The organism is Planococcus sp. S3-L1 (genome assembly GCF_030063085.1).
GTDB lineage: Bacteria > Bacillota > Bacilli > Bacillales_A > Planococcaceae > Planococcus > Planococcus kocurii.
The window spans coordinates 93,269-118,530 of the sequence record NZ_JASISN010000006.1 but is presented as its reverse complement, the minus strand read 5'-3'; the positions used below and the strand labels follow the sequence as shown (position 1 = coordinate 118,530).

27 protein-coding genes are annotated in these 25,262 nt (G+C 37.1%); 23 read left to right on the top strand and 4 right to left on the bottom strand.

All coding sequences use genetic code 11. The features are described from left to right. Nucleotides 1-10 precede the first annotated feature (10 nt). From QMF37_RS08475 to QMF37_RS08400, 16 genes are all read left to right on the top strand, one after another. Complete coding sequence (locus QMF37_RS08475) at nt 11-1,255, top strand: M26 family metallopeptidase (RefSeq protein WP_283477830.1); 1,245 nt, start codon at nt 11-13, stop codon at nt 1,253-1,255. After that, on the top strand, nt 1,252-1,518 hold the full coding sequence (locus tag QMF37_RS08470) for a hypothetical protein (protein ID WP_283477828.1): 267 nt from the start codon (nt 1,252-1,254) through the stop codon (nt 1,516-1,518). The genes QMF37_RS08475 and QMF37_RS08470 overlap by 4 nt, the downstream gene beginning before the upstream one ends. Nucleotides 1,519-1,532: 14 nt before the next feature. Beyond that, nucleotides 1,533-1,925 (top strand): hypothetical protein, encoded by a 393-nt coding sequence (locus QMF37_RS08465; protein WP_283477826.1) that lies wholly within the window; start codon nt 1,533-1,535, stop codon nt 1,923-1,925. A gap of 54 nt (nt 1,926-1,979) precedes the next feature. Next, nucleotides 1,980-2,831: an SU10 major capsid protein gene (locus QMF37_RS08460; protein ID WP_283477824.1), complete on the top strand. Its 852-nt coding sequence runs from the start codon at nt 1,980-1,982 to the stop codon at nt 2,829-2,831. 88 nt (nt 2,832-2,919) lie between these two features. Next, on the top strand, nt 2,920-3,090 hold the full coding sequence (locus QMF37_RS08455; RefSeq protein WP_283477822.1) for a helix-turn-helix domain-containing protein: 171 nt from the start codon (nt 2,920-2,922) through the stop codon (nt 3,088-3,090). A 23-nt stretch (nt 3,091-3,113) separates the two neighbouring features. Next, nucleotides 3,114-4,148, top strand: a complete 1,035-nt coding sequence (locus QMF37_RS08450; RefSeq protein WP_283477820.1) for a hypothetical protein — start codon at nt 3,114-3,116, stop codon at nt 4,146-4,148. Continuing rightward, a complete protein-coding gene (locus tag QMF37_RS08445; protein WP_283477818.1) occupies nt 4,135-4,326 on the top strand; it encodes a hypothetical protein in 192 nt (63 codons plus the stop codon). Before QMF37_RS08450 ends, QMF37_RS08445 begins: the two co-directional genes overlap by 14 nt. A 500-nt stretch (nt 4,327-4,826) precedes the next feature. Next, a complete protein-coding gene (locus QMF37_RS08440; RefSeq protein ID WP_283477816.1) occupies nt 4,827-6,005 on the top strand; it encodes a hypothetical protein in 1,179 nt (392 codons plus the stop codon). Nucleotides 6,006-6,044: 39 nt separating this feature from the next. Further along, nucleotides 6,045-6,434 (top strand): hypothetical protein, encoded by a 390-nt coding sequence (locus tag QMF37_RS08435; RefSeq protein ID WP_283477814.1) that lies wholly within the window; start codon nt 6,045-6,047, stop codon nt 6,432-6,434. A 3-nt stretch (nt 6,435-6,437) separates the two neighbouring features. Continuing rightward, a complete protein-coding gene (locus tag QMF37_RS08430) occupies nt 6,438-8,051 on the top strand; it encodes a phage terminase large subunit family protein (RefSeq protein WP_283477812.1) in 1,614 nt (537 codons plus the stop codon). Nucleotides 8,052-8,085: 34 nt separating this feature from the next. After that, nucleotides 8,086-9,450 carry a phage portal protein gene (locus QMF37_RS08425; protein WP_283477811.1) on the top strand — a complete coding sequence of 455 codons (1,365 nt, stop codon included), beginning with the start codon at nt 8,086-8,088 and terminating at the stop codon, nt 9,448-9,450. An 860-nt stretch (nt 9,451-10,310) separates the two neighbouring features. Then, entirely contained in the window at nt 10,311-10,757 is a 447-nt protein-coding gene (locus tag QMF37_RS08420) for a hypothetical protein (RefSeq protein WP_283477809.1), read from the top strand. A gap of 65 nt (nt 10,758-10,822) precedes the next feature. Next, on the top strand, nt 10,823-11,242 hold the full coding sequence (locus QMF37_RS08415; protein ID WP_283477807.1) for a hypothetical protein: 420 nt from the start codon (nt 10,823-10,825) through the stop codon (nt 11,240-11,242). Between the two features lie 172 nt (nt 11,243-11,414). Beyond that, nucleotides 11,415-11,747 (top strand): hypothetical protein, encoded by a 333-nt coding sequence (locus tag QMF37_RS08410; protein WP_283477804.1) that lies wholly within the window; start codon nt 11,415-11,417, stop codon nt 11,745-11,747. A 10-nt stretch (nt 11,748-11,757) separates the two neighbouring features. Continuing rightward, complete coding sequence (locus tag QMF37_RS08405) at nt 11,758-12,351, top strand: hypothetical protein (RefSeq protein WP_283477803.1); 594 nt, start codon at nt 11,758-11,760, stop codon at nt 12,349-12,351. A gap of 379 nt (nt 12,352-12,730) precedes the next feature. Further along, entirely contained in the window at nt 12,731-13,012 is a 282-nt protein-coding gene (locus tag QMF37_RS08400) for a hypothetical protein (protein WP_058384997.1), read from the top strand. 67 nt (nt 13,013-13,079) lie between these two features. Here the strand turns inward: QMF37_RS08400 and QMF37_RS08395 are convergent, their stop codons facing one another. Together QMF37_RS08395 and QMF37_RS08390 are read right to left on the bottom strand one after the other, a co-directional pair. Next, a complete protein-coding gene (locus tag QMF37_RS08395; RefSeq protein WP_078080520.1) occupies nt 13,080-14,021 on the bottom strand; it encodes an alpha/beta hydrolase in 942 nt (313 codons plus the stop codon). Between the two features lie 12 nt (nt 14,022-14,033). Continuing rightward, nucleotides 14,034-14,933, bottom strand: a complete 900-nt coding sequence (locus tag QMF37_RS08390) for a hydroxymethylglutaryl-CoA lyase (RefSeq protein ID WP_078080519.1) — start codon at nt 14,931-14,933, stop codon at nt 14,034-14,036. Nucleotides 14,934-15,014: 81 nt separating this feature from the next. Between QMF37_RS08390 and QMF37_RS08385 the strand changes: the two genes are divergently transcribed. After that, nucleotides 15,015-16,199: an acetyl-CoA C-acetyltransferase gene (locus QMF37_RS08385; protein WP_283477798.1), complete on the top strand. Its 1,185-nt coding sequence runs from the start codon at nt 15,015-15,017 to the stop codon at nt 16,197-16,199. Between the two features lie 13 nt (nt 16,200-16,212). Continuing rightward, the gene (locus tag QMF37_RS08380; RefSeq protein ID WP_058385001.1) at nt 16,213-16,422 is read left to right on the top strand and encodes a DUF3886 domain-containing protein; all 210 of its coding nucleotides are present in this window, start codon (nt 16,213-16,215) and stop codon (nt 16,420-16,422) included. Nucleotides 16,423-16,637: 215 nt separating this feature from the next. Here QMF37_RS08380 and QMF37_RS08375 read toward each other — a convergent pair whose 3' ends face one another. After that, a complete protein-coding gene (locus tag QMF37_RS08375) occupies nt 16,638-19,061 on the bottom strand; it encodes an S-layer homology domain-containing protein (protein WP_283477795.1) in 2,424 nt (807 codons plus the stop codon). 494 nt (nt 19,062-19,555) lie between these two features. After that, nucleotides 19,556-20,458, bottom strand: coding sequence for an aldo/keto reductase (locus tag QMF37_RS08370; protein ID WP_283477794.1), 903 nt, complete (start codon nt 20,456-20,458; stop codon nt 19,556-19,558). Between the two features lie 79 nt (nt 20,459-20,537). Here QMF37_RS08370 and QMF37_RS08365 point away from each other — a divergent pair, with 79 nt between their 5' ends. The 5 genes from QMF37_RS08365 (at nt 20,538) to QMF37_RS08345 (ending at nt 25,260) form a co-directional block, all read left to right on the top strand. Then, nucleotides 20,538-21,089 carry an NUDIX domain-containing protein gene (locus QMF37_RS08365; protein WP_283477792.1) on the top strand — a complete coding sequence of 184 codons (552 nt, stop codon included), beginning with the start codon at nt 20,538-20,540 and terminating at the stop codon, nt 21,087-21,089. Nucleotides 21,090-21,193: 104 nt separating this feature from the next. Beyond that, nucleotides 21,194-21,655 (top strand): ferric iron uptake transcriptional regulator, encoded by a 462-nt coding sequence (fur, locus tag QMF37_RS08360; RefSeq protein WP_008430965.1) that lies wholly within the window; start codon nt 21,194-21,196, stop codon nt 21,653-21,655. Between the two features lie 94 nt (nt 21,656-21,749). Next, the gene (gene xerD / locus QMF37_RS08355; protein WP_283477788.1) at nt 21,750-22,652 is read left to right on the top strand and encodes a site-specific tyrosine recombinase XerD; all 903 of its coding nucleotides are present in this window, start codon (nt 21,750-21,752) and stop codon (nt 22,650-22,652) included. A 67-nt stretch (nt 22,653-22,719) separates the two neighbouring features. Then, nucleotides 22,720-23,907, top strand: coding sequence for a phosphopentomutase (gene deoB / locus QMF37_RS08350; protein ID WP_071154505.1), 1,188 nt, complete (start codon nt 22,720-22,722; stop codon nt 23,905-23,907). Nucleotides 23,908-23,955: 48 nt separating this feature from the next. Then, a complete protein-coding gene (locus QMF37_RS08345) occupies nt 23,956-25,260 on the top strand; it encodes a pyrimidine-nucleoside phosphorylase (RefSeq protein ID WP_071154504.1) in 1,305 nt (434 codons plus the stop codon). Nucleotides 25,261-25,262 lie beyond the last annotated feature (2 nt).

Below are 25,262 nucleotides of genomic sequence, written 5' to 3'. Positions count from 1 at the left end.
GTGATTTAATATGATCGGCTCAGGTACGGTTGCTAGTCCATTTCAAATTACAACAGCAGTTGAATTTAACTCAATCAGAAATAATCTAACAGCACATTACATTTTAATGAATGACATTGATCTTTCTAGTTACACTAATTTTGTTCCAATAGGTTCATCGGCATCAGGTCAACGCTTTACAGGTACATTAGATGGCAATGGTTTCAAAGTGAAGAAGTTAAAGATTAGTCGAAATGTTGCCTATACAGGATTATTTGGGTTTATCGACAACGGTATAATTAAAAAATTAGGCGTAATTGACGCTAATGTAAACTCCCAAAGCTCTAACTATTCAGGCATCATTGTAGGTCAAACTAACGGTAATTCTGTAATTGACCAATGTTTCTCAACAGGTGTTTTAAATGGTCAATATGGACAAGGTGGAATAGTCGGTTGGCATTCAGGTGGAACAGTAAGAAATAGTTGGTCAAATGCTTCTGTTACTTCATTAGGACGTACAGGTGGGCTTGTAGGGAACATAGTTAATGCTTCTAGCTTTATTATTAATTCTTATGCTTATTCATCTGTTTCAGCACCTCAAATAGCTGGAGGTCTAGTTGGTTCATTAGGTGCAGGAGTTACGTCTGCAATTGTAACTAACTCATATTGGAATACAGACGTATATCCCACATCAGATGCAGGTACAGGATTAACTACAGCACAATTTGCAGATTCAACTAATTTCTCTACATGGGATTCTAGTATTTGGGGGTTTGCTGATTATCCATACTTAAAAGCTTTTGGTGTTCCTTCACTTCCAGCTAAAAAACAGACGGTAACAATTAGCTCATATTCAGGGTTAGTTTTAAGCTCTCTGACAAGCTCTAAGAGGAAGTTACAAGTAGTCCTAACAAGTACATTGCCTATCAGTCAATCGCTCTCTAAACAAGCTCTAGCTATTGCAGAATCGACTATAGATAACATTGTGAGCAACGTTCAAGCATTAGCAAATGCCAATGTCAAAACTCACATTATTTCATCTCATATAGAGGGAATTGGCTCTACTACTCAACGAATAGTTAAAGCTACTCGATTAGTTGAATCAGTCATGCAGCCATTCACAATTACTACTGAGATTGTAATTCCAGTTGACGTTGAGCGTCCTGTATATGCAGTTGTATATGTGATGGAAAATCAATCAAGTGTAAATATGATAACGAATAAATCAGATACAACTATTAAAGAAAACGCTACAGAAATGCAGGTGGTTCTATGATTAAAAATGATACAGCTAGATTAAATGTGCAATTTCGTGATGTAAACGGTAATGCAATTACTCCTGATAATGTTGTATTAAAGATTTATGATAAGCAGGAAAATCTAATTGAAACAATTACAGAAGGCATTATAGATTTGTCTCAGGGAAATTATTTTTACGACTATACAGCCACTAACTCAGATTTCATATTTGAGTATCATGGCTATCACTTTTCAAAACCTGTTCTTGCTCGTCAATTAGTACAGGTCAAATTTAACTAAGAAGGAGAATCATTATGGAGAATACACCAGTAGAAAATCAAGAAGTAGATACAACAGTTACAGAAGAAGTTGAAACTGAAACAGTGGAGACAGAAAAAATAGAATCTACAAATGAAGATTTGAACAAGATTCAGGAAAACCTAGATAAGCGTGAGAAAGAATTGTTCCAACGTGAAGTAAAATCATCTTTGAAGGATAAAGGATTAGAAGCGTTTGAAGAAATTATTAATGTAGATTCTCATGAAGATTTAGATGCAGTTATGGCTAAACTAACTAAAATCATGAATGACCTGAAAATTGAACAAAGCTATCAACCAAAAGATAATACCAAACAGGACTCATATACAGTAGCTAAACAAAATGGCGATTCACGCAACATGATTAAAGCACTTTTCGGCAATCGCTGATTAGTGCTTTTTAAATTAAAAAAAAAACTAAAAAAACCAAAGGTGGAATATTAAATGTTCAAAGTAGAAGATAAGATTATTGATTTAAAAGACGTATTAGTTGAGGTAAATAAAAAACAAAATCCGTTCACGACTTTCCTATTGTCAAAAACGGTTAAGGCATCGGCTCCTGTATATAACTGGATTCAAGAAGAGCTTACTGATTCTGCTGTAACACTTGCAGAAGGTGGAGACGCTCCTGGTTATCAAAAAGATCTTCGCAATTTGAAACAGAACTATTTAGAGATTTTCGCTAATACAGCTACAGTTTCAAATACAGCTCAATATTCTTCTCATCATGCGATTAGTGATCTTTTAGCTAAGGAAGTAGATTCTAAAACTAAAGCCATCAAACGCAGAGTAGAAAATAAATTTATTCATGGAATCGGTAGCTATGACGCTGTTACAGGAACATATCACACAAGCGGTATTTTAGAGCAAATTGATGCTGACAACAAACTTACTGGTGCTACATTTACAGATGTTGAATTTGAATCAGCAGTAGAAAAACTTTATGACGCAGGAGTATCTGATAACATGGTTGCTTTCCTTCCTGCATCAATGAAGCAGAAACTAGTTAATTCGGCTACAGTAGTTCATTTAGCTCGTGAGAAATTTATGGGCTTTGATGCAGATGTATATAGCACTGTGTTTGGCACAATCACGTTCGTATTAACTGAGGAATTGGGTAAAGGCAAAATGTTCATCGCAAACCCTGATTACATTGAAATGCCAGTACTTATTCCTTTGCATGGTCAAGTTGAGCCAGTATCAGGTTCTAAACAATCTGTTTACCTTGAAACGCAAGCAGGTATTGCATTGTTGAATGAAAAAGCAGCAGTGTCATTTGAAATTACAGTAGCTTAATCAAATTATCTAGACACTCACCTTAAACTGTGAGTGTCTGTTTTTAATGAAATTTAATCAAAAATTTAAATGAAAGAAGGAAATCGACATGGAAAAAGACAGCTTATTTTTACTTAGAAGAAAAAAGGGAATCAAGTTACGTGAAATTGCCGAATTTGTTTCTTGCTCAGTGGCTATGTTATCGCTATGGGAAAATGAAAAATGTAATTTAGACGTAAATAAACAAGTGAAATATAAAGAATTTATCGAAAAGTATTAATCACACATAAAAGAGAATCGACTATGAAGGAGTTGGAATATGAATTACTCAACTTAGCTTTCCTTTTTCTCGCAAGCGGTCAGAGCGTTGACTATTTTACTGGTTTTATAGAAACCTTTGAGAAAAAGGAAGCAATACCAAAGGGAACTTATTTTGATAAATCATTTACTATGCAAAAGAAAATCAGAAACTTATACCCAGAATGGACAAACTATTTAAATAGAAGCAACTACAACTTAATTATGACGAATGATATGGACAGTTTACTAAGCTGTATGTTTTTAAAACACCACTTTGGTTTAGAAATCAATTCATTCTATAGCTTTTACAAGATGTCTAAGATTAATCTTATGGATCAGCGTGAACCTATTGGAGTTGATTGTGCTCTCAAAGAAAATAAATGCTTTGATAATCATATGGTGCGACTAGACGAATTTAGTTACATCAATGTACAGTCAGCTAATATTAACAACGTCTCAGGTGTTCACAGAGAACGCTATACAGACAAATTTGCAATGAGTACATTGATTCAACTCTATGCAATCTACGATATTCCACTGCCAGAAACAATTCAGGGGAAAATGATAATTCTTTGTTGTGATGTAGGATTCAAAGGGTATTACGATGAACGCTATAGAGATACTTTTTTATCGTATCTTGAAAAGTTTGAAATGATGGAATTAGTCGAAATACTTGAAGCTTACACGATTGATGATATGTATTGGTTTATGCTTCGTGCTGAAATGGATATTAATATTAGGTTAAATCAATCTGGAAAAAACAAGGATAAACTAAGCTTTGAATCGTCTGGTAACAATCCTGATTTAGATGCAAGATTAGCAGACAAAATTAACTTAGATTGGTATTCGGAGCATTTAGGATTTCCAGTAGATTTACCAGAAGCTTCATTTGAAACAGTCGAGAAGTTTACAGCTAGTACCATTGAATGGCATGAGCTAAACACAAAGAGATTAGAAAGAGCTTTTAGTTACGCATTTATCAATAAGAGAAAGATTATGATTTCGGAACGGAAGGAGAGTCATCATGAAACAACTTAGCGACAGAGATTTCTTCTTTGTATATAAAAGGAGCATGAGTATGTACCTGAAAGAAAAAGGGTTTAGTTATATCTTCAAAGCAAAATCTATTAAAAATGATGAAGTATTCACCCTTTATCAGAAATCACAACAACTACAGAAAGCGTTAGATGAATATGAGAGGTTAGATTTTCTGTGAAGCTTTTCATTTGGACTAAGCTTAGCTATAATATATAAGAAATGAAAATTGTATATATTATACCTTAGCTTAGTCCAAACTTAACTACTTAAATATTAGTGAGCAAACTTGTTTTGCAACCCCTATATATCTATGATTAGGCGACTGCAATTGTTCCGCTACGCTACTCAATAGCTAGTCGGTGCTTACGCACATGATATTTTTTATTTATTATAAATTCCTACAACCATCTTATAGATAATATTATTTATTCTATAAGGAGGTTGTAGGAATTTTAAACTTTTTGAATGAAGGAGAATCAATTATGAAAAACTATAACTGTTTTAGTTACAAACAAATGAAATATCTATTGGACAATGGACAAGTACCTATACACTGTATGGCTCATTCAGAAACAAAACGGACATTTTGGATATTTAATCAGAATGAAGCTCTATCACAACTATTAAATAATTGGACGCAAAATAAAACTAACTTATAGAATTGAGAGGACTTATAGAATGACACTTATAGATAAAATTACATTGACAGAACACGAAGCGATCTTGCTTACAATAGAATATGGATTTGAAGGTAATGAACTCAATACTAAAAAGTGGATCAAGAATGGCTCTCTTGATGGTGCTATTGATAAAGCATCAATGGAATATAAAGATAGAGCTATAGTTGCATTAATCAACAAACTCAAAACTTTTTATGATTATGTACAAGTAGAGGGCAAAGGTAAAAGTAGACGCTATATCTTATCAGGCAAGAAAGACGAACAAACTGAAAGGGTTTTTAATTATACTTCTTTCGCTTCTTCGCCAGAGGGTAAATTAGTGATTGAATATATCTTTAATCAACTTGTCGAAATTAGAGAAGATGAAAATAGTATTTCCAACTGGTCAAGAGTAGTCGGCTTACCTATGGTTGATAATACTTCGGCAAAATCAGCAGCTAAAGAAATGGCTTCATTGTATTCTAGCCATCTTGGAGACAATACAGCTAAACTTATAAACAAAGCTATAGATGAGATTAACTTTACTATTGGTGGTAGAAACATTGAAATTGTTAAAAGAGTATTTAAACAATTAAAGAAACAAAAAAGAATTGAAGCTATTAGTACCTATTATTTTAAGAAGCTTGACGGCAGTGTACAAGTCGTCAATCAAGCAGAATATCAAAAATTAAAAGATGCGATAAAAGAAATTGTAGAAGAACAAGAAGTTGAGTTTAAATCTTACATGAACGCTAGAAGATTTAAAAATTTTCATAGCAAAGAACTTAAAGAATGTAATTTGCTAGTAAAAAAATATTTGACTGAACAAGGTATTGATTATGAGTTCGAGCGTCTGATTGTCAAAGTAATCAGTGATGAAATAAAAATGATTGTTACAAAGAAAGAACTATACAGAACATGGTGCGATAACTTTCTCGACTTAACTTATAAGAAGCAAAAAAGCGAAAAGTATCAAAACAGTCCATACATGAGTAAAGAGTTTTACTTGTTAAATGTTTGTCTGCTATTGAAATCATATTTAAGTGAAAGACAATTGTTAATTGTTGAATCGGAAAAAAGCAACATGGATAGACGATTTAGCACGATGTACGAGAATTATATTGAAGTCAAGATGCTAGAAGCAGAAGTAAATAATAAACCAATAGGATTTGGACAGACCATTGAGCATACTGCTTGATGGTTTTTTTATTGAAGAAAATCATTAGGAGGAAAGAACATGGATATTTATGAAGCATTGAAGCTACTCACATGGAAGAAACGAATGTATTTTAATTGGAAGCATAATCTTTTTTACAATCAGAACAAAGAAATACAAACAGAAGAACAACTAATGGAGAAACTTCAAGTTAAATCTATGAATGAATACATCAAGTGGGAACGCACACCACAATATTTACAGCTAATGAGCTTATTCCTAGAGAGTAAGTTTGCTAATGATCTGGAAGTTGTGTATACCAATACAGCAGAGAGAGCTAAAGACGAAAATGCAGACGAAAAGAGTATTAAGTTGCTCTTGCAGATTCAGAAAGAAATTCGTTCATTTAATAAGGCAGCAAGTAATGTGAAACCATCTGAATCTAATCAATTCGATGATTTGGAGTTGTAATAGATGGTAGTTACTAAAGCTAAAGTGAAAAAACCAGAGAATAAATTAGAAGCAGTAATGAATGACTTTGAAGCGTTCGCTAAAAACTTTGTAGAAATACAGAACAACGATGGAGAACGTCAGAAGTTTACTATTAATGAAGCACAGAGAGATATTGAGAAGTTGCTTAAAAATAACAAATTCCTAATTTTACCAAAAAGCCGACAAGCTGGGGTAACAACTCATTTGCTCGCACGTAGTTTATTTATAGCTTGTACAGTACCTAACCAGAATATCTTAGTGGTTTCCTATTTAGGAGCAAGTGCTAAGGCATTATTCGACAAACTCAAAGATATGAACGCATCATTGCCTAGAGATAAGTATCCTAATGCTTTCCCTAGTATTAAACGTGAGAACAGAAGTGAACTATTTTTTAGTAATGGTTCAAGGATCACATCAACTACAGCTGGTGATAAGGATATTGGACGAGGTGTAACAATTGATTTCTGTTTACTCTCAGAAATTGCTTTCTATAACGATATTGATAGACAGTTGCTATCCGTTATCCAGTCATTAGCTAAAGGAAAACACAGTAGATTAATTTTGGAGTCAACTTCCCGTGGAATGAACTCGTTTTATGACATCTGCCTGAACGCAGATAAGGGAAAGAGTCGATTCAAACTGTATTTCATTCCTTTCTATCACAGATTGTATTTAAAGCAGTGGAAATCAGAGATGGAAGAAGCAGAGGCATGGTTTAAATCAACTAATAGCGGTAATCGTTTATCACCAAAGGACTTTGAAGATGATGAAAAGGTACTTCATGAAAAAGGTTGTGCTATCAAGTCATTAATGTGGAGACGTTACAAGCTACTTGATATGGATTTACAAGAATTTCATCAAGAGTTTCCTAGCTCCTTGCTCGAATCGTTCGTAAATTCCAACGGAAACAGCATGTTCAATCAATCTAAGATACTGGAACGATTAAATCATATAACCCCTGCAATGAGTCGTGATGAGCTAGATGGAGAAATCCCTCAATCGCTTAATCGCTTTATTGGTCGTGGATTAGAAGTATTCCATTTGCCAAAGAAAAACAAACGCTATTATTCAGGGGTCGATGTAGCTTCTGGAACGGGTGGAAATACCGATGATTCAACAATGAGCATTATAGATGGAGACGGACAAGAAGTGTTAGCTTTCTATTCTAACAAGGTGAGTCCACATGAGTTTGCTGAAATCATTGATACTATTGGCAGATTCTACGGATACAGCTTCATTTGCGTGGAACGCAACAGCTTTGGATCAGTTGTATTACAGCAATTGAGAGAAGCATATGAATACATGAACCTCTACAAGATGAAGCAATTTGACCAACGTGGAGTAAAACGTCTGAAGCTTGGCTTTTTGACTACAGCTAATTCTAAGACACAAGCCATTAGTGCCTTCAGACAGAACTTTGAGACAGGCATGATAAACATTGAATGTAAGACACTACTAGAACAAATGACCATCTTTGTAATGAAAGACGGAAGTGGAAAAATGGGTAATAAACGTGGAGAAAAAAATAGAGATGATTTAGTCATTAGCATGATGCTATCAAATCTTGCTCTTAGCACAGGCAAGTGGTACGTCTAAATGACGTATACAAAATTGAGAGACAGGTGTACAGATGAATTTAGAAGAGTATAAAAAAGTAAAGTATAAGAATGATGAACATTGGTTCGTTGAAGAGGTAAATACCGTACAGAATCAACAGCGTCTAATGAACGTTGAAGAAAAGAAAGATTATTTAATGGGACATCATAACATTAAAAAGCTTCCTAGCTTCATGTATAACGGAGAATTAATTACACCTAGAAAGATTGTACTTTCGACTGCAAAGACCTTGTTGCAATTTCATACGCAATTTCTCCTTAAAAATGATGTTCAACTAACAGGAAATGAGAAAATGGTAGATGAATTGGGGAAAGTGAATAAGCTAGGAAAGTATAATGCCAAAAACCTGAAAATATTATCTAATTTGCTCAAATTCGGTTCGTGTGCCGAATATGTTTATGTAAATAAGAAGGGGTATATTGATTCTAAAATCTTGGCTGCTGACGAAATAACCCCTGTATACAATCACCACAATGAACTTATCTCATTCGTTCAAAGCTATGTGCATGATGCAATTTCTTACTACACCGTGTATGAGGAAGATGTAGTGAAGGAATATACTAATGAAGGCGGTAAGATTCATCTTACTGGACAACATGCAAACCTTTCAGGGCTGCCTATACATTACAGAAGCCACAATGAATACTCAGAGATTGAGGGATCAAGTGTGCTAGATGATTTCATTAATATCTTAGACAATATGGAGCTACTATTGTCCCGAACAGTTGATAATACATTTCTATATAGTGCAGGTATTCCAGTTGTAGTAGGGCAACGGCTTACGAATGGGGGAATCCCCAAAGAGATAGCTGGTATGGGAATACATTTAGAAGATGGAAGTTCTTTTAGTTTTGAAAGCAATGATGTAGATATTAAAGCATTTGAAGCGTTGTATAGCCAATTGAATCAGAGCTTATTAGACATTGCTGCTGTCCCTGCTGTGAGTATGAACAAGAGCGATGTATCTAACCTAAGTGAAGTATCTATTAAGATGCTGTTTAGTTTGGCTGAGGTTAAAGCATCAGAGAATGAGGGCTATCTTCGTGATGGATTATATGAACGATACGATAAGATACGTAAGCTATTGAGTTACCGAGGTGTGACTATCACAGACGATCAGTATGCTTCATTAGAGTTGCTGTTCACTTATAACAGACCATCAAACGAATCAGAGCGAGTGGCTGACTTAGTAGACCTTAGAGCTATAAACGCTATCAGTATGGAGTCCGTATTAGAACACAGTCCCTATACTACTGATGTAACGCAAGAGATGGAACGTATCAAGGCAGAGGAAGCAAGCAAGCCATTAGCAGTTGATGTAGCTAAACAAGTCAATGAAGTTAAGGAAGTAGAAGGCATGAATGCTTTAGTTGATTGAGCTATTGATATTGGCAGTCGATATGGAAGATATCAGCGATAGAAAATAATATGAAAATATCCTGAAAATAGTATGAAAATATAATGCAAAGGTTATGTCCATCTAATACTTTAGAGGTAGGGTAAGCTTTAGTATAATGAGAAATACTTTAGTGTGATGAAGTGTGCGAATGGGGAACGGATAAGGGAATATGGTAGAGGGTAAAATACAATAAAAACAATCTGAAAGTAACATGAAAATATTTGTGAAAATGCAGGATAAATAGGGGAGAATGAGAATAGGGATAATATCAGAAATTTTTGGCTGTTATACAGTGGGATTTTTTCTATATAGTTTTAAAAAAATGGAGGGTGGAAATCAAATTTTCCAGTCCTCTTTTTCATTTTCCGTTATACATTTTCAAAACTCACCACTTATTCTATATGATGCTGTTATGCTCACTCAAACGCTGTCCTATATGGCTATTGTATTATAATGACTATTATAAAACCTTTAAATGAGTATGATAATTAACAAGTATTCCCTTATATTAGATGGTGTTTATGTATGATTATTTATACTTAATGTTGTATATATATTATGTCATAGTAGGCATATATCGAATGTATAATGCTTTATAGTATGAGAACGTAGTAGAATCAAGGTTCTGAATGTAACATAATATATAATAAGTTACATTCAAACGGTTATATGGCATATTTCCATAGATTCTTTATACATTGGCTACCCCAACATTGAAATGAGAGCGTCCACCACTTACGATTTTTCACACACAGAAAATTCTATAAATTCCCTATTAATGAGCAATATGTAATGGTACAATATATTTATTAAAATTCAAATATATTGGGGGCTGTAATTTGAAAAAGTATACAGTATGGATTGTAACGATTATTTTATTAGCTTTAATAGTGCCAGTTTCGATTGTAGGTAATGAAAAGTATCAAGAATATAAACTAGTAAAAGAATTAGAAGAAGAAATTGCTTCTATAGAACTTGCTCTCGATACAGGGGATTACTCAAGCATAGAAACTGAAAGCTATGCAAACTCTCTTACTCTTTCTAATTTCTCTGCTAACTCAGATGGAACTTATGTGAATGGATTTGGCACAATCACGAATACGTCTACTGAATACATCAGTAAAATTGGTCAAATAGCTTTTTTTAATTCAGATGGATCAATTAATAAAGTTAATAATATTCAAGTAGAATTAGCAGCTGGTGAGGTATTACATTTTGAAGAGCTGATTGGTTTAACTAGAGAAGGTACAATAGTGCCATCATCAGCAGAACTAACAGGATTTTAATTTATTTCCACTAAAGGATTTAACTCCCTATATGTCGAATGAAGGATATAGAGGAGTGAGAAATTATGAATAAAATAGATGGAATCTGGAAAGAGTTAGATTTGAGGTTGCCTAGAGGATTGACGATTTTGAATCCTAAAGTTTATGGCAGAGAGAATAAGGTATTTGATATAAATAAGGTACACTACGATGAAAAGTATATCAATTATCATAAGGAATTAATGCAAGTAATTGAAGATGATGATTTTGATGATAAGTATTTAGATATTTATGAGAGATATTATTTACATGATTCTCCATCACCCGATTTAGAGGTCTTGGGATTTATTCATTGTCGTATTGAAAATAATGAAAAAATAAGAATTACTATGGAATTAGGAGATAAAAAGCACAAAACTGTTATCTCCTCTGTAAAGGATTTAGAAAATTTTATAAATGAAATGGACAAAATAATTAAAGAATCAGGAGTAGTCACGTCTAAATGATGTGGCTTTTTCTTATGCCTAAATGCGTATACGTAGACACATTTCAATATATTCTTACTGAGATTAGCTCTGAGAGCGTCCTAACTTTCTTAACATAAACAATCACTCACATAACATCAGCAGAATTATAATTTCAATCAACATATTTATCACTAGAAAGGAAGATATATAAATGAAAAATATTCAACGCTTAGAAATGGAAACTAAGGGGTTAGCCCTGTCGCAGCAAGAGTTAATTATCTATCTGCAAGAGAACGGGTTAAATCCTCATGATGAATACAATGCCCAATCACCATCTGCAAAGAAAGCTATCTACCAAACAGCTTTATCAACATTGGAATCAGTAGCTAACAATCCTGAAATGATGCGCAATGTGAAAATGGACGATATGACAGTATCAGAGTTTCACGAAAATCTAACAGACCGCATAGATCAATTAGAGAAGAAAATTCGGAGCATGAGAACAGACGCTAATCAATCTGATTTCTTCATGCTATTTAGATAGGGGGGAAACGATGAATATACTAGATAATTACACGCTGCTAAACGATACTTTTAAATCTCTTTCCGAAACTGTTCTAATCAATGGTGAACCTAGACAGGCGATTATCGGTATGGCTTATTTAGGCATGGTTGAAAATCGTCACATTAATACGCTAGAGCCAATCAAGCGAGGGGATTATGTGCTTCATAAAGACCATATGTACATTATTAATGAAGAAGTTAAAACACCTAGACAGAATAAATATCGTGCTACCATGACAAGTTGTAATCTTACTTTAGAGGTACGTGACTACTTAGGTAGGGAAATTGTCGGATATGATAGTTTTGGTAAGCCGATATATAAAGAATCCTACTCTGATCCTTATGAAGTTTATGGGGCAATGAAGCAATGGGAACGAAGCTTGAATGATGCTTTCGCTATTCAAATGATGGATATTTCATTCTTTGTTGATGTACAAGATAACGCTAAGAATAGAGAACAGTTTAAAGTTAATAATGCCTATTCAATTAAAGATGTTAATGTTGCTGTAAATTTACAGGACTTTTCACAAGATGGATTATTAGGATTGCTATTCGTTAAATCTGGTAAAACAGCACCTTATTAGTAAATGACGGAACGTGTTTTGATGCAAATAATTAAGCTAATACTTCAAAAAGAACATGTTCTCTAGACAAGAATAATCAGAAATGGTATAGTTCTCTTAACAGAAATAGTGGCTTTAAATTTAATGGAAACGTTGATATACCAATGATTTTAAGGGAATTTACAAAAACCGTCTCAGAAAAAAATCAATCAAATGATGTCTCAAATGAATAAAGCGTCAACGAAACCTGGCAAACCAGCTAAAAAATAAAAAGTACTCTTCGGAGTGCTTTTTTTATTTGTCTTCATTTGTTCATTAACTTGAAGAGAAACGGGTATTGTAGTTAGAAGACACCATGTCTACTGCAATCTAGAGATTAAAAATAGAGGAGGCGTTGCAAGTGGATGAACGTGAAGAGTTGATGTTTTACTTGCCGGTTATTGAAGAAGATGATAAGGAGGCTGGGAAGTTTCATTTGGAAAGCGCCAATATAAAAAAAGCGTTTCCGCTATCATTGGATAAGATACAGGAGTTAGTAAAGGATATGACGGATTATGAACTGGCTACGATTGAGCTGCATGTTACCGGTATTGTGAAAAGCGGCCCCATTACCGAATTGTTCATCGGCGTAGAAGGGGAAGCTGGCATGAAGCTCATCCTGAACAAAAAGAAAGAAATCTAATAAAAAGCACTCCGTGGAGTGCTTTTTATTAGATTTCGAAAGAGGGGGCAGTATCCTCTGGTATTGGCTACGCTTCATTATATGTGGGTGTTAGCAAGTCGTAGTTCATTAGAAATTTGGCGACTGTTTCTTCGTATTCCTCAGGATTTTTATTGAAAGACTGTGCATGTGCCCCTTCTGAAAACAGTTTTAATTGTTTTGGTCCCTGCTTTAATGCAAAAAGTTCTTCACTCATTTTCGGCAAAACAAAGTCATCGTGAATGCTATGGATAAAAAGAATAGGTTTTTTTATGTTCTTAATGGTTTCCCGCGGTGATACACTAGCGATGGAATAGCCATCACGTATTTTTAAAAAAAGACTTGCAAGCCGCAAAGCTAATGTCGTGCGAAGCGGTGTTGTCGTTCTCATAACATGGAGCACCTGTTCATAAATATCGGAATACGCACAATCTGAAATATAAAAATCTGCAGTATCTTCCAAACCTCCGTAAAGAAGTGTTGTTGCGGCTCCCATGGATTCACCGTGTATCCCGAAAAACAAATCTTCACCTACATGCAGCTTTAATGCATCTACGACAGCCTTTAAATCGATTTTTTCAAAATGCCCGAAGCTAGTCGTTTTTCCTCCAGAGTCACCGTGGCGCCGATGATCATAGACAACCGAGTTAAACCCTAATCGCTCGAACATCCGTGCAAATCTAAAAGAATTGACTTTTGATTCAGTGACACCATGACAGATGATAACAAAGCGGTTGGTGTCATGTGGTTCCAAGAAAATAGCTTTGATGGGATAACCATTTTTGGATTCGATCCATCGCTCACTTTTTGGTACATTAGCGTACCAAACTTCGTCGTAACGTTTTGCGGTCGTTTCTCTTTCTAAAATTTGCTGATCATCTTTTTTCTTTACATACATTAAGCGGTTGCTGGCAATTAATCCGGCAGTGGTAGCCGAAGCAGTCAAAATACTGGAAATGATAGCAGAAGTCCAAAGCAATCTTTTTTTCATCGCAGAAACCCCTTATCCCTTATTTTTATACAATGTATACATACCAGTCGTTACGGGATTCGTTACGTGTGGCTCAATTTTTTCAATAGCTTTGCACAGAAGATCCAAATCAATTCCAGTGTGAATAGCCATTTGATGAAGCATATTCACAACATCTTCTGTTGCGACATTGCCAGTAGCTCCTGGTGCGAAAGGGCAACCGCCTAAACCACCTGCAGAAGAGTCAAAGCGGGTTACCCCTGCTTGAAGAGCCGCTGTGATATTGGCTAATGCCATTCTACGAGTATCGTGAAAATGCGCAGTCATTAAAACATTCGGAAAAGCTTCCACTAATTGAGTGAACAAAGCATAGCTTTCCTTTGGCGTTGCCATGCCGATAGTATCGGCAACACTTAGTTCGTCGACTCCCCATTCCACGAACTGACGGCAAAGCGATAAAGTAGCTTCTGGAGCAATGGCCCCTTCAAATGGACAATAGAAGGCAGTTGAAATACAAGCGCGTACAAAAATCCCTTGTTTTTTTAAGTCATAAATTAATGGCTGTAACGCTGCCATACTTTCTGCTGTTGTCTTATTAATATTTTTCTTATTAAATGTATTGGAAACACCTACAAAAACAGCAAGAGACGTTGCGCCTGATTCAAGTGCAGCAGTAACGCCTCGCTCATTGGGTGTTAGTACAAACTGACGACCGACTTTTTTTGTCTGAGCGACTATTTCTTTGGCGTCTGCCATTTGAGGTACCCATTTTGGTGACACAAATGAAGTGAGCTCCATTTCTTGAATCCCAGCATTTTGCAGAGCGGTTATAAACTCGAGCTTATTTTCAGTCGAAACAAGATTCCCTTCGTTTTGGAGACCGTCTCGCGGCCCAACCTCGATAATCGTTGCGTTATTTGGTAAACTGAACATAGTATCCCTCCTACTTTCCATTGTATAGAGGAGAGGGATAAAAGAGCAACTAGCAAACAATCAAACAAGGGGGAAAAGTAAATGTCACAGGAAATTGTTATTGTAAGCGCTGTCCGAACAGCGGTAGGTTCGTTTCAAGGGGCGCTCAAAGACATTCCAGCTACACAATTAGGGGCAATTGTGATTAAAGAAGCGATTGAACGCGCAGGAATTCAATCAGATCAGGTTTCTGAAGTCATTATGGGGAATGTACTACAGGCAGGACTAGGTCAAAATCCAGCAAGACAAGCATCCGTTCATGCAGGACTACCGGAAAGTGTACCAGCTATGACCATTAATAAAGTGTGCGGATCTGGATTAAAGTCGATTCAATTGGCTTTTCAAGCAATTTATGCTGGAGACGCAGAAATCGTTGTAGCAGGTGGCATGGAGAACATGAGTCGTGCACCCTATTTGATGGAAAACGCTCGCAGTGGTTTCCGTATGGGCGATCAGAAGTTAGTTGATAGTATGCTCGTTGATGGGTTGACTTGTGCATTCAATAATTATCATATGGGTGTTACGGCAGAAAATTTGTGCGATCGCTATGAAATTACACGTGAAGAACAGGATAAATTTGCAGCTCGTTCACAAGCGCGTGCTACTGCAGCGATCGAATCAGGACGATTCGACGATGAAATCGTGCCAGTAGAAATTCCACAACGTAAAGGAGAGCCAGTCATCTTTAAAACAGATGAATACGTCAAGAGCTCTTCTGATGAAGAAAAACTAGCGAAGTTACGTCCGGCATTTAAAAAAGAGGGCAGTGTAACAGCTGGTAACTCATCAGGTATCAATGACGGAGCAGCAGCAGTTGTAGTTATGTCAAAAGCAAAAGCAGAAGAATTAGGATTAACACCACTTGCCACAATCGTAGCAAATGGCACTGCAGGAGTTGATCCATCTGTTATGGGGATTGGTCCTGTTCAAGCTGTGAAAAATGCTTTAAATAAAGCGGACATGTCTCTAGAGGATATCGAGTTAATTGAAGCAAATGAAGCATTTGCGGCCCAGTCGATTTCAGTCGATCGCGAATTGGCATTTAACCATGATATTCTAAATGTTAACGGGGGAGCAATTGCGATTGGTCATCCGATTGGTGCAAGTGGTACACGTATTTTCGTCACACTGTTACATGAAATGATCAAACGCGATGCCAAGACGGGTCTTGCGACGCTTTGCATCGGTGGCGGTCAGGGAATCGCGACGATTATTAAACGCGCATAAGGAGAGAAGATCGATGGCGAAACGAAAAGAAGAATCTAACAGTATGTTTTCAGAAGACATGTTGTCAAGGCTAAAAGAAACAAAAAAAGAACTGCTCAAAGAAGAGCAGGCGCTAGAAGAAGAAAAAGAAGCACGGCGCTTATTTGAGCGGAAAGAACGCGAAAAAAACCTGTCGTTTGCCGAATTGTTAGAACGTCACGGAGACAAAGGAAACAAGTTTTAATTTAACTAGCCAACCCACTTGTTATAGGGTTGGCTAGTTAGATTTGCAGGGTATTTTGTGAAGATACCAATAAGCGCTGCTTAAATAAAGATACTGAAAATGCAAGTTTTTAAAAGAAAAATAGCACACTCGCCTAGTTGCTCTTAATGATAAGAGCAGCTAGCGGGTGTGCTATTTCAGTTTTAAGCAATAAACTAGCGTCTTATATACGCGACCTAATCCTCTAGATGATTAACGTTGTAAAGGAAAATCGCAAATTCTCCACGCTTCAGCGAACTTTCTGTCCCAAACTTAGTTGCTGTTAGGCCTTTAGTAATTTCATATTCTACTAGAGCAGCAACAGATTTCTCATACCTGTCAGATACGTCAGTAAAATGTGTCCCGTTTTTACTGGCTTCTAACTCATAGGCGTTTTTCAATATTATAGCTGTTTCGCCTCGCGTGATGTCTAAATCTGAACCGAACGTAGTTTCCGATTTACCATTGATAATCGAAGCTGCTTTTAAAGCATCTATATATTTTGCAGCTCGTTCAGGAACATCTGTAAATTTAGATTTTTTTATGTCCGTTGTCTTAAGATTTAATGCTTTAGCTAACATGACGGCTGCATCAACGCGTTTAATCGTCATGTCTGTGCCGAATTTGGTCGGTGCTAATCCTTTTGTAATGCCTTTTGATAGAAGGTAGTTTACTGATAGTGAATATCGATCTGGTACATCTGTAAATCCAGTTGGATCCGGATTAGGTGTTGGGTCCGGATTAGGCGTTGGGTCCGGATTAGGCGTTGGGTCTGGATTAGGTGTTGGGTCTGGATTAGGTGTTGGGTCTGGATTAGGTGTTGGGTCTGGATTAGGCGTTGGGTCTGGATTAGGACTAGGATCTTTAGCGCCTGTTGTAAATTGATAAATCGTTGAATTTTCGCTTTCTCCATTGCTGTTAGTCATGTTCATATACCATTGATAGTTTGTGTTTTTGCTAAGGTTTTTCCATTCGACAGAAGCTTTCTCGCCTGATTTCAACTCTTTATCTTGCCCAATTGATTGATTGGTGAAGATATTAACAGCCAAGTAATCTGTTTCAATTTGTCTTGGATTTTCTTTAGCTTTTACATCGGCCAAATCAAAATTCGCCGTAAAGCTTTCTTTATCAGGATCAAATTGATCGAAATTAGTATCTTCAAGATAAGGAGAATACGAAACGAAATCAAGTGTTTCATCAGTCGGATCAAATGTAAGTAAACGTAAATAACCATCTCCACGATCTGGAGCGAGATTCCCTTGGTAGTTACCTAATACTTCCAATAGTTCGCGACTCGTACCATCTTCATTCGGTACTTTTTTCACACGGTAATTTGACCCGTGGTGGTGGCCGCTAAGAACCATTTTAACGTTTTTGTTGGGATTAACTACTTCTCGGTTAATAATCCTTGCAGACTCGGTTGCATACTGTGCCACGGAGTTGATATTTTCGTGCATACCAAGAATGGCGTTTCGATTAGCGTATTGCTTAAGTACTTTGTTAGCCCAATTGACAGTTTCAGTTGTTCCATCTTTTCCGTACCCGAGATAGAGCATGATGAAGTCATGATCTCCGAATGAAAATAAATCATAATGATTTTGATTTTGTTCGTTCATTGCTTCACCAAACCAAGCGTTGTCTTTAAAGCGATTTACACCAGCATATTCACCAAAGCGCGTATAATCATAAATTTTTTGTGTTCGATCAGGCATAACATCTCGGTTTCCAGCGAGTACGCCATAGGGAATGTTGGCAGCATCCATTCGGTTTAAGTTGGTTTTCGCTACTTCCCATTGTTCGATTTTATCGTATTGGTTAACAAGATCTCCAGTATGCATTGCATATTCAAACGTTCCTTTATTAAATTCTTTAATCATCCAATCAGTCATGGAAGTCCAGACTTTAGGATAATCTTCTGCATAGTACTGAGTATCTGTAAACCACAACATCGTAAAGTCTTCTTCTTTAGAATTTGTCACAGTCCCAGAGTCATGGACCATAGCTTGAACTTTGCCATCTTTTACAAATCGTTCTTTATCAATTTCAGCTGATAGGATAATTTCTTGTCCTTTGGAATTTCCTTGTGCTTGATTTAAAGCAATCCAGGTGCCGGCTTTATAGTCCCATGCAGATAAGTTGGCCAAACCACTTGATAATGTTTTACCTTCCCAGTAGAGCTCTATTGCATTGCCTGTTGCTAAATCTTTGGATACATCAACGACAAAGCGTTGTGAAGGAAAGCCTTTGCTACTTTTTGTAACGGTTGTTTTGCCATCATTAGCTGAGATGGCATCAATTTGTCCTTTCGTTAAAGGTATTGCACCGGTTTGAATGCCAACAGAAATTGGATTGTCAGCGGTATCGTTTGTGAAGCCCGACATCGTCTTACTGTTGGCAAAGTCATATTTATATCCTTTTTTAAAATCAACCGTTTTAATGCCAGCACCGGTAGAATCTTTAACGATTGCTTCCAAAGTGGGATTTAAGCTGACATCTGTTGCGTAGTCAGACGGTTTAACATTCGTTGGTTCTTCCAAGCTAGTTGCTGCTAATGTTGCTAATGGAGCATTTGTTAAAACTAAAGCTAAAACGGCTGTAGTAGTGAAAATCTTTTTTATCATATTTCATCCTCCTTAATTGGTGTTGTCCTTGCTATATAAACTTTTCAAGTTTCCTTGAAAAATGAGTATAAAGTACTTTGGTTATAGGAATAACTATTCTTTTTAAATATGATTAGTGAACCTATTTATTCATAATAACAAAAAATAAAATAAAAACAACTTAATTTTCCATATATTTAGAAAATTTAATAAACAAGTCAAAGCTATTCATTAAAAAGAGGATTAGGATTTTTAAAAAATGTTTTTATAAAATTTGGGATTGCTATATAAAGTCGTACTAAAACCTAGTGTTTTTACAGGAGTATAGCTTTCCGCGATAAAGAACATTAAGTATTTTGGAGTTTTTTCCCGCTAAAAAAATTGAAGTAACGCAAAAAGGCATAGATTGCTCTTTTGCAAGGGCAATCTACGCCTAATTTTTTTGAATTTTTTTCTAAGTATTTGTATAGTGGCAATATCATAAAATTTTGAAGTCTTCAATTGCAAAAAACTAACTATTTTCTATGTTCTTGGTAAATATCTTGCCGTGTCAATGTTTTTGCTTGTGAAATTTGCTCGGGTGAAACCAAAGTTTCGTATGCGTTGATGGTTGCTTTAATCTGGTCTGCTGAACTAGCGCCTACCACTACTGAACTGATCGTGTCGTGCTGCAATATGCTATGCAGCGCTAAAGCATGAAGATTGTCATGAACTGCCAGCAGATTTTCTAAAGTGTCTTTCAATTCGGTTGCATTATAGCTCAAATAGCCGTCCATTTTACCAGCCCGTTGGAGTCCTTCGCCAGTCAACAAGCCTTTTGCTAAAGTGCCGCGAGTAACGACTGATGTTCCAACTTGACCAATGCTGTCCAGCAATTCTTCAGGGCGACGATCTAGTAAACTATATTGCATCATGATGGAGGCAATGTCGCTTTTCTCAAGAAATTGGTTGATTACATTTGGACGTATCGAAGAAATACCATAAGCGCGAATCATCCCTTCTTTTTTTAATTCTTCAAAAGCTTCAATGGTTTCTTCAACGTCATCGGTGATCATGCCACCGTGTAATTGATACACATCAATATAATCTGTCTGCAAGCGCTTCAGACTCGTATGAATTTGTTTTTTAAGATAAGACTTGGTGGGGTTCCATTTAACCTCACCTGTTTGGTTGTTCCACTCGTTTCCAACCTTAGTAGCTAAGATGATTTCTTTTCGGTGATGCGTTAATACGCTGCCCACAATTTCTTCGTTGACTCCTTTGTCATATAAATCCGCAGTATCAAAATAATTAATACCTTGAGCAATCGCTTCATCAACGATCAGGCTTGCTTTTTTCACGTCTGTTGGCAAAGACATACAGCCGAATCCAATTTCACTTGTTCTAATCCCGCTCGTACCTAATAAATTTTTCTTCATCTCTCCACCTCGTTTAGTCTGTCGTATCTAATATGGTATACTTTCTTTCAGAGAAACCACAAATGAAAAGAGGATTCCCATGAAAAAATTTGAAGAAAAAACGATCCATTCTAATCGGTTATACGAAGGGAAAATCATTAATTTAAAAGTTGATGATGTGTCACTTCCGAATGGTCACACCTCAAAAAGAGAACTGATTGAACATCCTGGTGCTGTCGCTATTATCGCAATTACAACGGACAAAAAAATCATTATGGTTGAACAATACCGAAAAGCGTTGGAACGGTCTCTTGTGGAAATTCCAGCAGGTAAGTTAGAACCAGGAGAAGCTCCTGAAACTACCGCAATGCGCGAATTGGAAGAAGAAACAGGCTACACGGCTGAAAAGTTGGTGAAAATACAAACTTTCGCCACTTCTCCAGGATTTGCCGACGAAGTTATTCATTTGTTTGTAGCCGAAGGATTGAGTAAAGCAACAAATGGAGCGGTTTTGGATGACGATGAATTTGTGGAACTAATGGCAATAACGATCGAAGAAGCAGAACAAATGGTTGCGGACGAACGAATTTATGATGCTAAAACAGCATTCGCGGTCTTATGGGCAAAGCAACATTTGTTAATTGAGAATTGAAACCATTATCTCTTTATAACGATTATAATTAAAGGGTGAATAGTATTGTTGTAATTGAGAACTCCCTTTTGATATAATAGAGGCAGTTTGAGGGAGGGCGTCGCATGGAAACCAGAATTGATCGGATAAAAAAACAACTACACGCTGCGAGTTACAAATTGACGCCACAGCGGGAAGCGACAGTTCGAGTTTTGTTGGATCATGAAGAAGACCACTTAAGTGCAGAAGACGTCTATCTTTTAGTGAAAGACATTGCACCGGAAATCGGATTGGCAACTGTATACCGGACATTAGAACTTTTAACAGAACTGAAAATTGTCGACAAAATAAACTTTGGCGATGGCGTGTCGCGTTATGACCTGCGTCAAGAAGGCGCAGCGCATTTCCATCATCACCTTGTCTGCCTAGAATGCGGAGCAGTAGATGAGATACAGGAAGATCTCCTAGAAGATGTGGAGAACATAGTAGAGAAACGTTGGAATTTCCAAATCAAAGACCACCGTCTTACTTTCCATGGCATCTGCTGGCGCTGCAATGACAGCAACTCTCAAAATCCATCAGAATAACAGATGCCTAGAGGACGGCCCATGTAGGCCGTCCTTTTTGTATGGAAAAACGGGACTGATTGCCTTAACTACAAAACATAAAGGAGGCAGACGGATGAATTTTGGTAAAGATGCACTCGACGATTACGTGCATTTTCTGCGAGTTGAAAGACAACTAGCAGATAATACATTAACATCTTATAGGAGAGATCTTAACGTCTATCTTCAGTATTTGAAAGAAGTAGAGCAGTTACAATCCTTAAGCAACATTGAACGAGTACATATAGTGAATCATTTACGTCATTTGAAAGAAACAACCAAAACGCCGCGAACAGTAGCGCGCCATATTTCGTCTATTCGTTCTTTCCACCAATTCTTAATTCGTGAACGAATTGTCGAAACCGATCCAACTGTTCACCTAGAGATGCCCCAAATGGATAAGAAACTGCCGAATATCCTGTCTGTTGAAGAAGTGGATGCCCTTATACAGGCACCTGCAACAAATAAAGCAAATGGATTACGGGACCAAGCGATGTTGGAATTATTATACGCCAGTGGAATGCGTATTAGTGAATGCATCAATTTAGATGTAGAAGATATTCACTTGACGATGGGATTTGTTCGCTGTACTGGAAAAGGCGGCAAAGAACGGATTATTCCTTTAGGGAAATCTGCTTTAACATCTTGTCAGACGTATTTGGAAAAAGGTCGCCTCGACTTACTGAAGAGTGGAGAAAAGACCGATGCTATGTTTATTAACCAACGAGGTAAACGCTTGACTCGTCAAGGGTTTTGGAAACTATTAAAGCAGCATGCACAAAAAGCGGGTATACAAAAAGAGTTAACGCCGCATACGTTGCGCCATTCTTTTGCTACGCATTTACTGGAAAATGGAGCAGATATTCGTGCAGTTCAAGAAATGCTTGGACATGCAGATATTTCTACCACTCAAATTTATACACATGTTAGTAAGACACGATTGAAAGACGTTTATTCTCAATTCCATCCACGCGCATAAAATAGGTCTGACTTCCGACGAGAAGGCAGAGTGTGGTAAACTAAAAGCAAAATAAGGAGGAATACTTATGACGACCCAACCATTTAAACGCGTTCACTTAGTAGTATTAGATTCGGTAGGCATTGGAGAAGCGCATGACGCTGAAGCATACGGTGATAAAGGATCAGACACACTCGGACACATTGCAGAAACTGTAGGCGGATTAATAATGCCGAACATGGAAAAGTTAGGTCTCGGCAATATCGTGCCCGTGAAAGGGCTTGCACACGTAGATTCGCCAGCTGCTTATTATGGCAAATTACAAGAAGCTTCTGTTGGAAAAGATACAATGACAGGGCATTGGGAAATCATGGGGTTGAACATTGATACCCCGTTTAAAGTATATCCGAACGGTTTCCCAGAAGAGTTAATTCAGCAACTTGAAGAAAAGACAGGTCGTAAAGTAATCGGCAACAAACCAGCAAGTGGCACTGAAATTTTAGACGAGCTGGGTCAACAGCATATGGAAACAGGCGCAATTATTGTTTACACATCTGCAGATCCTGTATTGCAAATCGCAGCTCACGAAGAAATTGTTCCTTTAGAAGAACTGTATCAGATTTGTGAAATTGCACGTGAATTGACATTAGCACCCGAATATTTAGTAGGTCGTATTATTGCGCGCCCATTTCTTGGAGAGCCTGGAGCATTTAAACGGACATCAAATCGCCATGACTATGCTTTAGCACCATTTGACCGTACGGTGATGAACGAATTAAAAGATGGTGGCAAAGATGTTATTGCCATCGGAAAAATCGATGATATTTACAACGGTGCAGGTGTCACAAAAGCAATTCGCACAAAAGACAATATGGACGGCATGGATAAACTAGTGAAAGTCGTTAAAGAAGATTTTCATGGATTAAGCTTTTTAAATCTTGTGGATTTTGACGCACTTTATGGACATAGAAGAAATCCTCAAGGTTATGGGGAGGCGTTAGAAGCTTTTGATGTGCGTCTTCCAGAAGTATTGGAAAACATGCAGCAAGATGATTTGTTAATCCTTACTGCAGATCACGGCAACGACCCGACATTCCCTGGTACAGATCATACGCGTGAGTATGTGCCACTTTTAGCTTATTCACCACGTTTTAGCGGTGGTCAAGAGCTTGAAACAGGAAAGACATTTGCAGACATTGGCGCAACCATTGCGGAGAACTTTTCGGTGGATATGCCTAAATTCGGAAAAAGTTTTTTGTCTCGATTAAATGGTTAAGTATGTTTTATTTGAAATGAAAACTAAATGGAGAAGGCGGTAATATTCATGAGAATGGTAGACCTGATTGAAAAAAAACGAGACGGCAACGAATTATCGACTGAAGAAATTACGTTCATCATCACGGGCTATACAAATGGAGACATCGCTGATTACCAAATGAGCGCTTTTCTAATGGCAGTTTATTTTCAAAACATGACAGAGCGTGAACGTGCAGATTTAACAATGGCGATGGCAGAGTCAGGCGACCAAATCGATTTATCAGCAATCGAAGGCATTAAAGTGGATAAGCACTCTACCGGCGGAGTGGGAGACACGACAACATTGGTCCTTGGACCTTTAGTTGCGGCATGTGGCGTTCCAGTTGCAAAAATGAGTGGTCGTGGTCTAGGTCATACGGGTGGAACGATAGATAAGCTAGAAGCAATCGATGGTTTTCATGTTGAACTTTCAACAGAAGATTTTATCAAACAAGTAAATGACCATAAACTAGCGGTAATTGGACAAAGTGGTAACTTGACTCCAGCAGATAAAAAAATGTACGCACTGCGTGATGTAACGGGAACCGTTAACAGCATACCGCTAATAGCAAGCTCGATTATGAGTAAGAAAATTGCAGCAGGAGCAGATGCAATCGTTTTAGACGTTAAAACGGGCGAAGGTGCGTTCATGAAAACGCCTGAAGACGCTAAAGAACTAGCGCATGCGATGGTTGGAATTGGCAATGCAACAGGCAGAAAAACAATGGCGATTATTTCTGATATGAGCCAACCTCTTGGATTTGCGATTGGTAATGCGTTAGAAGTTAAAGAAGCAATCGAAACATTACAAGGTAAAGGTCCGGAAGATTTAACCGAACTGTGTATGGTACTAGGCAGTCAAATGGTTGTCGTTGGTGGTAAAGCCGCAACCTTAGAAGAAGCACGTACGATGCTGGAAAAAGTAATTGAAAACGGGCAAGCTTTGGAAGTTCTCAAGCAATTTATTGAGGATCAAGGCGGAAATCCAGCGGTGGTGGATGATGTCACATTATTGCCACAAGCTAAATTTATAACAGAAGTTCCCTCTAAAGAAGAAGGTTATATTTCATTTATGGAAGCGGACGAAATCGGCACAGCGGCTATGGTGTTAGGTGCAGGCAGAGCAACAAAAGAATCGGTTATCGATTTAGCTGTTGGCATTGTTCTTCATAAGAAAGTTGGAGACTTTGTAAAAACTGGCGAGGCCATTGCTACAATTTATTCAAATACAGAAGAGCTCGCAGAATGTTCTAAAATGATATATAATAGTATCGAATATACAAGTAGACCGGTTGAAAAAATCAAACTGATTTCAGCTTTGATAACCGATTGACA